Consider the following 13,835-nt stretch of genomic DNA (forward strand, 5'->3'; position numbering starts at 1 on the left):
CCGGCCTGCTGAACAAGACCTTCGGCACCGACGCCGTCAAGCGCGGCCTCCTCGTCGGCACCGCCACCATCACCGCACAGATCAAGTAACACCCCGCACCACACGCACCACCGCACCACACGTGAAGGGCCGCCCCGGGCAACCGGGACGGCCCTTCACCACGTTCAGCAGCACCCGCCTACCATCGAGCAGATGCCCGCTCCCCGCTCGACCGTGACCGACGACCAACCGGGGCCCGACGACTTCATCCGCGTCCGCGGCGCCCGTGAGCACAACCTGCAGGACGTCGACGTGGACATCCCGCGCAACCGCATCGTCGCCTTCACCGGCGTCTCCGGCTCCGGCAAGTCCTCGCTCGCGTTCGGCACGGTGTTCGCCGAGGCACAACGCCGCTTCCTCGAGTCCGTCGCTCCCTACGCCCGACGGCTCATCGCGCAGGGCTCGACGCCGCACGTCGAATCGATCACCGGCTTGCCACCCGCCGTGGCCCTGCAGCAGCGCCGCGGTGCCCCGAGCAGCCGTTCGACCGTCGGCACGCTGACGACCCTGTCGAACTCGATGCGCATGCTGTTCTCCCGCGCCGGCACCTACCCGTCTGGCGTCGACCGGCTCGAGTCCGACTCGTTCTCCCCGAACACCGTCGCCGGAGCCTGCCCGCGGTGCCACGGACTCGGCATCGCCCACGAGGTCACCGAGGCCTCGGCCGTCCACGACCCGTCGTTGAGCATCCGCGACGGCGCGATCACGGCGTGGCCCGGGGCGTGGCAGGGCAAGAACCTGCGCGACGTCACGGCGGTGCTCGGCTATGACATCGACGTGCCGTGGCGTGAGCTCTCCCGACAGGACCGCGACTGGTTGCTGTTCACCGAGGAACAGCCCGTCGTCCAGGTCCACCCGAAGCGCGACCGCGTCGCGAAGCCGTACAAGGGGCGGTTCTGGAGCGCACGCCAGTTCGTGATGCACACCCTCGCCGACTCGCAGAGCGAGACCCAGCGGACCAAGGTGCTGCAGTTCGTCGAGTCGGGTCCGTGCGGCCTCTGCGGCGGCACCGGCCTGACCCGGGCCGCGCTCGCGGTGACGGTCGGCGGCCACTCGATCGCCGACCTGAACGGCCTGCCGCTCACGGCGCTGGCCCACGTCCTGCGCCCGATCGCCTCCATCACGGATGCCAGCGCTGCCACCTCACGCGCCTCGTCCGGCGAGCACACCGAGGTCGCGGTCGCGATCTCGCGCGACCTGCTCACCCGGGTCGAGGTGCTCGTCGGCCTGGGCCTCGGGTACCTCGCGCTCGACCGGGCCACCCCGACGCTCTCCCCCGGCGAGACGCAGCGCCTGCGCATCGCGACGCAACTGCGCTCCGGCCTGTTCGGTGTCGTCTACGTGCTCGACGAGCCGAGCGCCGGCCTGCACCCGGCCGACGCCGAGTCCCTGGTCGAGGTCCTCGACGACCTGCGTGCCGGCGGCAACAGCGTCTTCGTCGTCGAGCACGACATGAGCATCGTGCGGCGGGCGGACTGGATCGTCGACGTCGGCCCGGGTGCCGGATCCGGCGGGGGCACCGTCCTGTACAGCGGCCCCGTCGACGGCCTCGCCGACGTCGAGGCATCGGTCACCCGACGGTTCCTGCACCCGCGCGACCGTGCCGACGGTGAGCGCGCCGTCCGGACCCCCGTCGGGACCCTCGAACTGCGCGACCTCACCCTGCACAACCTGCAGGACCTGGACGTCGACCTGCCGCTCGGGGTGCTCACCGCGGTCACCGGCGTCAGCGGCTCCGGCAAGTCGTCGCTCGTCGGCGGGGTCCTGCCCGGCGTCGCGACGTCGCACCCGCTCGTCGACCGCGTCGTGCAGGTCGACCAGAAGCCGATCGGCCGAACCCCGCGTTCGAACCTCGCCACCTACACCGGGCTCTTCGACGCCGTGCGTGCCGCGTTCGCCGCGACCGACGACGCGAAGGCCCGCGGCTGGACCACCAGCCGCTTCTCGTTCAACGTGGCCGGCGGCCGGTGCGAGGTGTGCCAGGGCGAGGGCTCGGTGTCGGTCGAGCTCCTGTTCCTGCCGGGCAGCTGGGCGCCCTGCCCGGAGTGCCACGGTGCGCGCTACAACGACGAGACGCTCGAGGTGCAGTGGGACGGGGCGTCGATCTCCGACGTCCTGGGCATGACCGTCGACCAGGCCGCGCCCTTCTTGGCGTCGCTGCCGGCCGCCGCCCGCGGGCTCGAGGCCCTGCGCCAGGTCGGCCTCGGCTACCTGCGGCTCGGACAGCCCGCACCGGAGCTGTCCGGCGGCGAAGCCCAGCGCATCAAGCTCGCGACCGAACTGCAACGCGCGCGCACCGGGCACACGCTCTACCTGCTCGACGAACCGACGACGGGCCTGCACCCCGCCGACGTCGAGCTGCTGACCGCACAGCTCGCACGCCTCACCGACGCCGGCAACACCGTCGTCGTGGTCGAGCACGCCATGGACGTCGTCGCGAGTGCGGACCACGTCATCGACATGGGGCCCTCCGGCGGCGAGGACGGCGGCCGCGTCGTCGCCACCGGCGCCCCCGCCCAGGTCGCGGCGTCCGCCGAGAGCCGGACCGCGCCGTACCTGCGGGAGCAGCTCGGGCTCTGATCGCACCCACGTGCCGACTGGCGCGTCTGTGGCGGGCCTGCACCGCGCCTCCCGTCCGCCGGTGCGTGTGCATGTTCCGACGTTCCACGCGTCGATCAACCGGTGCCCTGTCGCATGATGCACACGCATCTGCTGCGTGTGCATGTTCCGACGTTCCACGCGTCGATCAACCGGTGCCCCGTCGCATGATGCACACGCATGCACCGCACACGCCAACGCACACGCACGCACACGCACGCGCACGCACGCGCACGCACGCAACAGCGCCCGCCGGGACGGATCCCGACGGGCGCTGCTGGTGGTGCGGACTAAGCCCGACGGAAGCGGCGGGCGATGGTGAGCCCGACGCCCGCGAGCATCAGCAGGATCGCGAAGGCGATCACCGGGGCCGGGTCGCTACCGGTGTAGGCGAGCGTCCCGTTCGGGCCGGTAGCACCCGCGCCACCGGTGCCGGCGGTTGCCAGGCGGACGGTGAACGTCACCGGGTCGGACGCCGCCGAGGTGCCGTCTGCGCCGGTCTGGGTGGCGGTGATGGTCACCGTTCCCGGGCCGAAGCCGACGATCGGGGTGCACTTCCAGGTGCCGTCGGCCGCGACGACCGCGGTGCAGACGATGACCGTGCCGTCGGTGACCGTGACGGTCGCGCCGGGCTGACCGGTGCCGGTGATCGGCGGGTTGGGCGTCGTGACGGTGCCACCGTCCGTCGGCGAGGTGATAACCGGCGGCGGGGTCGTCGTGGTCGACGCGGGGTTGTAGGTGTAGACGAGCGGGTCGGAGGTGCCACCCGGGGTCGTCACCGTGACCTCGACGTCACCGGCAGCGTGCGCCGGGGTCGTGAAGGTGAGCGTCGTGCCGTCCGCCGACACGCTGTCCGGCGTGATCGGGTCGGAACCGTCCACCGAGACCGTGGAGTCGTCGGTGAAACCGGTGCCCGTGACGGTCACGACCGTGCCACCCGCGGCCGGACCGTTGTCGGGGTCCAGCGCGGAGATCGTCGGGACCGCGGCCGGGGCCGGGTTGTACGTGTACGGCAGCGGCGCCGAGGTGCCGGAACCGTTGGTGACGGTCACGGGGACCGCACCGGCGGTGTGCGCCGGCGTCGTGAACGTCAGCTCGGTGCCGTCGTCCGACACGCTGTCCGGCGTGATCGGGTCGGAACCGTCCACCGAGACCGTCGAGTCGTCGGTGAAGCCCGTGCCGGAGACCGTGACGACCGTGCCGCCGGTGACCGGACCGTTGTCGGGGTCCAGCGCCGTCAGCGTCGGAGCCCCGGCGGGTGCCGGGTTGTAGGTGTACGTGAGCGGGTCCGAGGTCCCGGCATCGGTCGTGACCGTCACGTCGACGGGACCGGCGACGTGCGCCGGGGTCGTGAACGTCAGCTCGGTGCCGTCGTCGGAGACCGACTCCGGGTCGATCGGGTCGGATCCGTCGACCGAGACGGTCGCGTCGTCGGTGAACCCGGTGCCCGTGACGGTGACGAGCGTGCCTCCGCCGACCGGCCCGTTGTCGGGGTCGAGCGTCGTGAGCGTGGGCACCGCTGCGGGTGCCGGGTTGTACGTGTAGTCGAGCGGGTCGGATTCACCGGCGGGCGTGGTGACCGTGACGTCGACCGTCCCGGCGTCGTGCGCCGGCGTCGTGAAGGTCAGCTCGGTGCCGTCGTCCGAGACGGAGTCCGCCTCGATCGGGTCCGAACCGTCGACCGACACCGTGGCGTCGTCCGTGAAGCCCGTCCCGGTGACGGTGACGACCGTGCCACCGGCGACCGGCCCGTTGTCCGGGTCGAGCGTCGTGATCGTCGGGACCGCAGCCGCGTCGTCGGTGTAGGTGAAGTCGAGCGGGTCGGATTCACCGGCGGGCGTGGTGACCGTGACGTCGACCGTGCCGACGACGTGCGCCGGCGTCGTGAAGGTCAGCTCGGTGCCGTCGTCCGAGACGGAGTCCGCCGCGATCGGGTCGGAACCGTCGACCGACACCGTGGCGTCGTCCGTGAAGCCCGTCCCGGTGACGGTGACGACCGTGCCACCGGCGACCGGCCCGTTGTCCGGGTCGAGCGTCGTGACGGTCGGGACCGCGAGCGGACCGGCGTTCGGGCCGACCGCAGCCGAGGCGAGGTTGACGACGGCGGTGCCGGCGGCCGGCACCAGTGCGACGCGCAGGGCACGCTGGGTGAAGACGCCGTCGGCGCTGGTCTCCTGCACGTTGGCCTGCAACGACACGACGGTCGTCAGGGCGTTGGCGAGCGGCGTGATGACCGTCTGACCGAGGCCGGCGACGACCTGGTTGATCGGGGCGACGACCTGCGCGATGACCGGGTTCACGACGTCGAGGAGCTGACCGATCGGCAGCGGGAGCCCCGCCACCGTGACGGTGAGCCCGCGGAGCGACTGGGTGAGCTGGGTCACGACCCCCTGCAGCGCGGTGGTGACCGCCGGTAGGAGCTGGGTCGTGAGTGCCTCCGTGATGTACGGCAGCAGCTCGGTGTTCGCCGGCAGGTTGTTGATGTCCAGGCCGGCGTTCGTCAGCACTGCGGCGACGTCGACCGTGATCGCACCGGTCTGCAGGTTCGCCGTGATCGAGCCGTCGGCGCTGGTGACGTCGCCGGTGGCCGAGTCGAGCACCGTGACGAGGTCGGGCAGGCCCTGGACCTGCACGAGCGGGCCGAGCGCGTTCAGGGTGTCCTCGACGCCGTCGACCGTCGGCTGGAGCGTGCCGAGGGTGGTGCGGAGCCCGGAGACGGTGGTGCCGAGCGCGGGGCTCGTCAGCGACAGGTCGAGTCCGGCGATGCCGTAGTCGCCCGTCTGCGCACCGTCCGGGCCGGCTGCCTGCGCAGCGGTGGCCGACACGGCGCCGACCTCGAGCTGGGCGTTGGCGAGCGAGCCCGCCAGGTCGGTGCCGATGAGCCCCGACAGGTCGAGCGTGGCGTTGGACTGCGGGACGCCGTCCTGGCCGCCGATGCCGATCCCGCCGGTGTTCGTCACCGCACCGGACGCGGCGACGGAGCTGCCGTCGGCGTTGGCGGCGGCGTACTGGTTGACGGCACCGAGGGTGAGGATGCCGTTGTTCCCGAGCAGGTTGAGGCCCCCGCCCAGGTTGACGTTGACCGCGTTGAGTGCGGTGACGTCGAGCGGGTGGACGTCGGTGTCCGTGGCCCCACCGGTGTTGACCGCGTCCGCCGGGGTCACGGTGAGGATGTCGTCGAGGTTCAACCCGAGCGCGGAGCCGCTGAGGAAGCGCCCCTGCCCGGTCGACGCGACGGGCGCTGCCGTCGCGGGGGCGGCGGCGAGGATGCTGCCGCCGGCGCCGAGGAGCGCTGCGGTGACGATCGCGACGCCCTTGCTCCGGCCTGACCATCGGGTGGAAGTGGACGCCCCTGGGTCTTTCTGGGCGCGCTCGAGTACTCCAAGCCTCATGTGGCTTCGCTCCTGATCCTGGTGCTGGTCCGGCAGTTGGTGATGCTGCCTGCAGCTGTGGTGTGGTTCCGATGAGCGTAACCCTGAACGGGTGCACAAGACCATCACCCCCGAACGGGGGCCTGCGCTCTACGGATGCGGATGCCGATGCGGATGCCGATGCAGAACGCCGGTGCACGACGCGGTCAGATGTCGACGACGCGGTCAGATCTCGACGTCGCTGCCCATCGTCACGGTGCGCTGTGCGGGGAGACCGAAGCGTGCTGCGGGGTCGGCGGCGTTGTGCGCGAGTCCGACGAAGAGCTTCTTCCGCCAGGCCACCATCCCCCGGTTGCCGGGCATCGGACGGAGCGCTCCGCGGGAGATGAAGTAGGACGCCCGGAGCACTTCCTCCGGGTCGATGTCCAGGACCTCGGCCAGGCAGGCAGCATGCAGGGCCTTCGGCAGGTCCTGGTCGTCCGAGAACCCGAACTTCACCGTGATGTGGTCGATGCCGTCGTCCTCGTAGCCGAGATCGTCGCGGAAGAACGCCTTCGCGTGCGGGACGTGCGGCACGTTGGCGGTGAGCACCGAGACGATCAGGACGGTCCGGTGCACCACGTGGTTGTGCTCGACGTTGGCCCGGAGCGCCAGCGGCGTCGTCTCCTTGTTCGGGTGCGGGAAGACCGCCACCCCGGGCACCCGCGGGATGTGCTCGTGGTTGATGCGGTCGATGAAGTCGGCGAGCGACCCTTCGCGCTCCTTGCGTTCCTCCTGTACGAGCGCCCGGCCACGGCGCCACGTCGTCATCACCGTGATCACCGCCAGGGCGATGAGGAGCGGCACCCAACCGCCGTGGATGATCTTCGACAGGTTGCCGGCGAGGAAGGTCAGCTCGAGGCCACCGAACGCCACCGCCGCGACCACGAGCTTCCAGGTGGCCCACTTCCACAGCGGGCGGACGACGAGCAGGAGCAGGAGCGTGTCGACGACCAGGGCTCCGGTGACGGACACCCCGTACGCGGTGGCCAGGTTCGCTGACGACCGGAACGCGAGCATGATCGCGAGCACGCCGATGAACAGCAGCAGGTTGACCGCGGGCAGGTAGATCTGCCCGCTCTCCCGCCGCGAGGTCTGCCGGATCGTGAGCGGCGGCAGCAGCCCGAGCTGGACCGCCTGCCGGGTGAGCGAGAACGCCCCGGAGATGACGGCCTGGCTCGCGATCACCGTCGCGAGCGTCGCCAGCACGACCACGGGCAGTCGCAACGCGTCCGGGAACAGCAGGAAGAACGGGTCCTTCGCCGCCGACGGGTCGCGCAGCACCAGCGACGCCTGCCCGAGGTAGTTGAGGACGAGCGCCGGGAACACCACGAAGAACCAGGCCTTCAGGATCGGCGACCGTCCGAAGTGCCCCATGTCGGCGTAGAGCGCCTCGGCACCGGTGATGACGAGCACCACCGCTCCCATCGCCACGAACGTGATGTACGGGTGCGCGAAGGCGAACGAGATCGCCCACGTCGGCGAGAGCCCCTGCAGGACGCCGGGGTGCTCGAGGATGTGCGGGACGCCGGCGGCGGCGATCACGACGAACCAGAGCAGCATCACCGGGCCGAACAGGTTGCCGACCTTGCCGGTGCCGAAGCGTTGCACCGCGAACAGCACGACCAGGATGACCGCGGCGATCGGCACGATCAGGTGCTCGACGGACGGCGCCGCGGTACCGAGCCCCTCGACCGCCGACAGCACCGACACGGCCGGGGTGATCACGGAGTCGCCGTAGAAGAGCGAGACCCCGACGATGCCGATCACGAGGAAGATCACCGCACCACCGCGACGCTTCGCGTAGAGCCGGCGGGCCAGGGCGGCGAGCGCCATCACCCCGCCCTCGCCGTCGTTGTCGGCGCGCATCAGGATCAGCACGTACTTGATCGAGACGATGATCGTGATGCTCCAGAACATCATCGAGATGACGCCGTAGACGTCTTCCTGGTTCGCCTTCACCAGGCCGTCGTCGATCGTGAACACCGTGCGCAGGGCGTAGAGCGGACTCGTCCCGATGTCGCCGAACACGACACCGAGTGCGGCGAGCGCCAGGACGGCGACGCCCTTGCGCGGGCCGTGGCCGCCGTCGTCGGTGGCCTCGGTCGTGGGGGTGGTGTGGTCCGTCGGCTTCGACGGTTCCGTCGGGGTCTCGGAGCGGGTCTCGGTCACGCTCGGCACTTCCGTCTCCGGCCGTCCGGGCGACGGCCGCCGCTCATCATCGCACCGTGCGCGGGATGCGCTCGCAGGTGGCGCACATGCGTGCGCACCGCGGCTCTCGACGTGCGCCGGGGGCGGACGGGAGGCCCGTGGCGGGCCCGCACCGCGCCTCCCGTCCGGCGGTGGGCCGGGTCCACATCCGCGAAAGCGACAGCGTGCCGCGAACTGTTCGCGGAGATCTGTCGCGATGCCGGACCGAACGGTGCCCCGTGCCGCAGGATTGTCGCTTTCGCGGGCCGGGCCTCAGGGACGCAGGCCGCGCACCAGGTCGTGGACCACGCGGGCGGCGCGCGCCGCGGCACCGTCCAGGTGCTCGCGGAACTCGGCACCGTCGGGCGCGCAGAGGTCGCTGATGCAGCGGACCGACACGAACGGCATGTCGTGCACGTGGGCGAACTGGGCGATGGCGGCCGACTCCATGTCGACCGCGGCCACGTCGGGGAAGGCGTCGCGGAGGGTCCGGGCGCGCCCCTCGGTGACGAAGACCTCGCTCGAGCCGATCGTCGCTGAGCGCAGCGGCCAGGCGATGTCGGCGGCCATCGCCAGCTCGAACAGTCGGGCGTCCGGGGCGTACCCGGTCGGCATGCCGGGCACCTGGCCGAGGGCGTAGCCGAACGCCGTGGCGTCCGCGTTGAGGTTGACGTACCGGTCGCCGACGACGACGTCACCGATCGCGATGCCGTGCATGAGGCCGCCGGCGGTCCCGACGCTGATCACGGGGATGCCGGGTCCGAAATCGTGGAAGCCGTGTGCCACGGCGGCTGTCGCGTTCGTGAAGCCGATGCCGCTGCGGCGGACGGCGACGGTGGCGCCGCCGATGTCGAGCAGCTGGTGCGGGTCGTGGCCTCCGACGGGGCCGTCGAGGATCGGGACCCCGCCGAACAGGTCGGCGAAGGCGGAGACCTCTTCGCTCATGGCCGCGATGATGATCGCGACGGGCGTCTGTTCCTGCACTGATCGATCCTCGCACGGCGAGGACGCGACGGCTGCCAGCGACGGCTGCCGGCGACCGCTGCCGGCTGCGGCTGCTGGCTACCGCTGCCGGGCGAGCTCCTCGGCGACGAACGCGGCCATCGCGTCGGCGCCGAAGTGGTCGTCGGCGGTGATCGTGACCACGGTGTCGCCGTCGGGGTGGTCGTCGAACAGCAGCATCTGCCCGTACGCGCCGTGCAGCCGCCACAGCTGCCCCGGACCGCCCCATCCGGCCATCGCGTAGCGGTGGTACCCGGGTCCGGTCCCCTCGCGCTCGACCCAGTCGGAGTGCATCGCGTCGCACCAGCGGGCGCCGACGATGCGCTGCCCGTCGACCACGCCACCGTCGCGGATGAGCCGACCGAGGCGCGCGAGTTCCTCGGTCCGGAGCGCCAGTCCTTCACCGGCGGCGACGTACCCGTTCGGGCAGCGCAGCCACTCGACGTCCTCGATGCCGAGCGGGTCGAACAGGCGTCGGGACACGAACGCGCCGACGTCGCCGACGCGGGTCTCGAGCACGCGCATGGCCGTGTAGGTGCTGACGTTGGCGTACTGGAACACGCGACCCCGCGAGGGCCGCCGCAGGAACTCGGCCGCCAGGTCCGGCCAGTCGGTCAGCTCGGTCGCCGACCAGGGCATGTCGATCCCGCTCGTCATCGTGAGCAGGTGCCGGAGGGTGACCTGGTCAGCGCCGTCCCCGAACTCGAACCCGGGCAGCGATGCGGCGATCGGTTCGTCGACGTCCACCAGACCCGCGTCGGCGGCGATCCCGGTGGCGAGCACGCAGATGCCCTTGGCCGCGGAGTGGATCTCCTCGCGCGCGTCGGGCGTCCAGCGGTGCTCGGCGACGTCGTCCGCGGTGCCGCCACCGGTGCGGACGTGCAGGCCGTGGGCGCCGAAGCCGGTGTCGTCGACCTGCCGGACGATCGCGTCGAGGATGGTGGTCGCGGTGGTCACACCGCCATCCTCTCGCGAGTCGCGGCACGGCCAGCAGCCGGACGCGTGTCCCACGGGATCCCTAGGGTCGAGGGATGACCTCCGCGACCCCTGCCGTCATCGCGCTGCTCGTCGGGTCCGCGATCGCGATCGCCGGACTGGTGCCGTGGGCAGCGCTGCAGTACCGACGCCGGGGCACCCTCGGCGTCGGCAACGCGGTGCTGGCGTTCGCCACCGTCGTCTACGGGCTCGCCCTCGTCACGTACACGCTCCTGCCCCTGCCCGACACCAGCGAGGTCGCGGCGATCTGTCGCGCCGCCTCCGGACCGCAGCTGACGCCGTTCGCGTTCGTCGGGGACATCGCGAAGGAGGGCGGGCTCTCCGGCCCCCGGTCCCTGCTCGCGAACCCGGCCGCGGCGCAGGTGGTCTTCAACGTCATCCTGTTCGTCCCCCTCGGCATGCTCGTGCGGCACGTGTTCCTGCACGGACGGTTCCTGGCCGGGGTGGTCGTCGGGACCGTCGCTGGGTTCCTGGTGTCGCTGCTCATCGAGTGCACGCAGCTGACGGGCGACTGGTTCCTGTACCCGTGCTCGTACCGGCTGTTCGACGTCGACGACCTGCTCGCGAACACCACCGGAGCACTCGTCGGCACGCTGGTCTCCCCCGTGCTCTGGGTGCTCGTCCGGCACCGGGGCGAGCCGTCGTCGGATCTGCCCCGCCGGGTGACGATCTGGCGCCGCGGGTTCGGGATGTTCTGCGACCTGCTCGCCATGGTGCTGACCACCGGCGCGCTGGTGTCGATCACGAGTCTGTCGTTCGCCCTCGCCGGGCAGGACCTCAACTCCACGCTCGCACGGGTCCTGCTCGCCACGCTGCCCTTCGTCGCACCGGCGGTCCAGCTGGTGGTGGTGCTCGCGTCCGGGCGCACGCTCGGCGAGGCAGTCGTCCGGCTCCGACCGGAGCCGCGGCCGACGGCCTGGCAGCGCCTGGTGCGGTGGGCCGCGGGCTCCGGCGGGTGGGCGACGGCCACCGCCGCCGCGTTGCCCTTCACCGGCCTGCTGGCGTTCGCTCTCGCCGTCGCAGCCGTCATCGGGCTGTTCGCCACCCGAGGGCGGCGCGGGTTCGCGAACGTGCTGGCGCGGGTGGATGTGGTGGACGAGCGCGCGGCACGGGAAGGCTCGACTGAGAGAAGTTAGCGAACCGATGGCGTTGGTTCTATATTCGTCGTAAGTGTTATCAACGCGAGCGGAGATGAACGGTTGAGCGACCCTTCCGGTGGTCCCGAGCGCCCTCGGTGGCCTGCCCTGCAGGATGAACAGCGCTCATGGCACACCGTGGAGGACGACGGCGGCACATCCCGACGCGCTCGCCTGGCAGCACGTGGACCGTACACCGCTGCCGTCGTGCCGACCATCGCCACCACGAGCGTCCGAGTGTCCCCGGACGTGCTCGCGGACGCCGCTGAGGCAGCGGTCGCGATCGGACGGTTCGACGCGGAACTCGGTTCGTCCGTCCTGCCGTTCGCGTCCATGCTGCTCCGCAGCGAGTCCGCGTCGTCGTCCCAGATCGAGAACCTGACCAGTGGCGCGCGCGCGATCGCCGAGAGCGAGCTCGGTGAGCGCACGAGCGGGAACGCGGCGCTGATCGTCCGCAACGTCCGTGCCATGCAAGCTGCGCTGGCGCTCAGTGACCAGATCGACGAAGCCGCGGTGATCGAGATGCACGAAGCACTGCTCTCCGGTTCGGCGCCGCAGATGACGGGCCGCTTCCGCCAGCAGCAGGTGTGGATCGGTGGCACGGAGTTCAGTCCGCACGAAGCGGCCTTCGTGCCGCCGCACCACAGCCGCGTCGGCGATTCGATGGCCGATCTGGTCGGGTTCGTGCGGCGGCTCGACGTCCCGGCGCTCGCGCACGCGGCGATCGCGCACGCCCAGTTCGAGACGATCCACCCGTTCCCCGACGGCAACGGACGCACCGGCCGAGCGCTGGTGCACGCGATGCTGCGGCAAGCCGGTGTGACGAAGAACATCGCCGTCCCCGTGTCCGCGGGGCTGCTCCATGACGTCGATGGGTACTACGAGGCATTGACGGCCTACCGCGCCGGCGACGTCGACGCCATCGTGCGGGCGTTCACCCAAGCGGCCTGGTTCGCGGTGGCCTCGGGCAGACGACTCGCCTCCGACGTCAGCGCCGTGCGTGCCAGCTGGGCCGACGCCACTTCGGATCTCCGCTCCGACAACCGAGCGCGAGCCCTGGTCGACCTCGCGATCGAACATCCGGTCCTCAACGCCGGTCTCATCCAGGATCGTCTCGGTGTCGCTGCGCCGACCGCGTACCGTGCCGTCGAGACCCTGGTGCAACGCGGTGTCCTCCGACCGGCGAACTCGAAGCAACGCAACCGGATCTGGATCGCCGAAGCGCTCATCGAGGCGCTGGAGGCCTTCGCGGCTCGCGCCCTGCGGCGCGGTCCGGCACAGCGGCCCTGAACCGTCGACCAAGCGGACGGGAGGCACGTGGCGCGCCCGCCACGTGCCTCCCGTCCGATGACCCGGCGCTACTGCGATCGCAGTACGTGCGCAGGTCGCCGTCTTGGTCAGATGGTTCCGTCCCGAGCCGCCCGTGCTCGTGACGTGAGGAGCACCATGCGCACCGTCGTCGTCACCGGCCCCGGATCCGTCGAGATCCGCGACGAGCCCGTCCCCGAGGTCGGCCCCGCCGACGTCCTGATCGCCGTCAAGGCGTGCGGGGTCTGCGGCTCCGACGCCTTCTACGCTGAACGCGGCGGCATCCCGCCGCGTGAGGGGCACACGCCTCTCGGGCACGAGGTCGCCGGAGAGGTGGCCGTCGTCGGCGACGCGGTCGAGGGCATCTCCGTCGGGGACCACGTGGTGGTGAACCCGATGGGCGACCCACGCGGGATCATCGGCAACGGCGGCCCCACCGGCGGGCTCTCCGAGTTCCTGCTCGTCGAGCAGGCCGTGCTCGGCACCAGCATCGCCCTGGTCCCGAAGGAACTGCCCTGGCAGGTGGCCGCGCTCAACGAACCGATGGCGGTCGCCCTGCACGCCGTGAACCGGACCGCGCCGCAGCCGGGCGACACGGTCGTCGTGTTCGGTGCCGGCCCGATCGGGCTGGGCGCCGTGATCAGCTACAAGGCGCTCGGCGTCGGGCACGTGGTCGTCGTCGACGTGATCGCGTCGCGGCTCGAGAAGGCCCTGCTCGTCGGAGCCGATGCCGTCGTGAACTCGGCGGACGAGCCGCTCGACGAGCGCCTGATCGCCCTGCACGGCGAAGCACGGGACGGCGTGGGGCACGGCGGGAAGTCCGGCACCGACGTCTGGCTCGACGCCGCCGGGGTGCCGGCCACCGTGCAGACGGCGCTGCGCCTGGCGAAGCACCGCGCGACGATCGGCGTCGTGGCGGTGCACAAGCGGCCGGTGGAGGTCGACTTCGGTGACCTGCTGGCCGTCGAGCCGACGATCGTGACCGCGATGGGGTACCCGACCGAGATCTTCGACGTCACCGAGCACATCATCGCGAACCCTGAGGCGTACGCGCAGATCGTCAGCGACGTCTTCCCGGCGAGCGACGTGCTCGAGGCCCTCCGGGTGGCTGCGACCCCCGGGGCGGCCGACAAGGTCGTCGTCACGTTCGACTGAT

General features: G+C 71.5%; 8 protein-coding genes. 4 read left to right on the top strand and 4 right to left on the bottom strand.

The features are described from left to right. Positions 1-192 precede the first annotated feature (192 nt). Entirely contained in the window at positions 193-2,619 is a 2,427-nt protein-coding gene (locus ACIPV1_RS12175; RefSeq protein WP_402726471.1) for an ABC transporter, read from the top strand. Positions 2,620-2,927: 308 nt separating this feature from the next. On the opposite strand, the gene ACIPV1_RS12180 is transcribed toward ACIPV1_RS12175, so the two are convergent. The 4 genes from ACIPV1_RS12180 to ACIPV1_RS12195 all read right to left on the bottom strand — a co-directional run bounded on the left by ACIPV1_RS12180 (position 2,928) and on the right by ACIPV1_RS12195 (position 10,196). Further along, positions 2,928-6,029, bottom strand: a complete 3,102-nt coding sequence (locus ACIPV1_RS12180) for a choice-of-anchor G family protein (RefSeq protein WP_402726472.1) — start codon at positions 6,027-6,029, stop codon at positions 2,928-2,930. 204 nt (positions 6,030-6,233) lie between these two features. Then, entirely contained in the window at positions 6,234-8,219 is a 1,986-nt protein-coding gene (locus tag ACIPV1_RS12185) for a potassium transporter Kup (RefSeq protein ID WP_185094282.1), read from the bottom strand. A gap of 291 nt (positions 8,220-8,510) precedes the next feature. Then, entirely contained in the window at positions 8,511-9,221 is a 711-nt protein-coding gene (gene mtnN / locus ACIPV1_RS12190) for a 5'-methylthioadenosine/S-adenosylhomocysteine nucleosidase (RefSeq protein WP_402726473.1), read from the bottom strand. A 78-nt stretch (positions 9,222-9,299) separates the two neighbouring features. Continuing rightward, complete coding sequence (locus ACIPV1_RS12195; protein ID WP_131847022.1) at positions 9,300-10,196, bottom strand: serine hydrolase; 897 nt, start codon at positions 10,194-10,196, stop codon at positions 9,300-9,302. Between the two features lie 74 nt (positions 10,197-10,270). Here ACIPV1_RS12195 and ACIPV1_RS12200 point away from each other — a divergent pair, with 74 nt between their 5' ends. The 3 genes from ACIPV1_RS12200 to ACIPV1_RS12210 all read left to right on the top strand — a co-directional run bounded on the left by ACIPV1_RS12200 (position 10,271) and on the right by ACIPV1_RS12210 (position 13,834). Then, complete coding sequence (locus ACIPV1_RS12200; RefSeq protein WP_131847021.1) at positions 10,271-11,371, top strand: VanZ family protein; 1,101 nt, start codon at positions 10,271-10,273, stop codon at positions 11,369-11,371. Positions 11,372-11,578: 207 nt separating this feature from the next. Then, positions 11,579-12,661, top strand: a complete 1,083-nt coding sequence (locus ACIPV1_RS12205) for a Fic family protein (RefSeq protein WP_402726474.1) — start codon at positions 11,579-11,581, stop codon at positions 12,659-12,661. Positions 12,662-12,817: 156 nt separating this feature from the next. Then, the gene (locus ACIPV1_RS12210) at positions 12,818-13,834 is read left to right on the top strand and encodes a zinc-binding dehydrogenase (protein WP_402726475.1); all 1,017 of its coding nucleotides are present in this window, start codon (positions 12,818-12,820) and stop codon (positions 13,832-13,834) included. Position 13,835 lies beyond the last annotated feature (1 nt).

This window comes from Curtobacterium sp. NPDC089991, from assembly GCF_044748425.1.
GTDB lineage: Bacteria > Actinomycetota > Actinomycetes > Actinomycetales > Microbacteriaceae > Curtobacterium.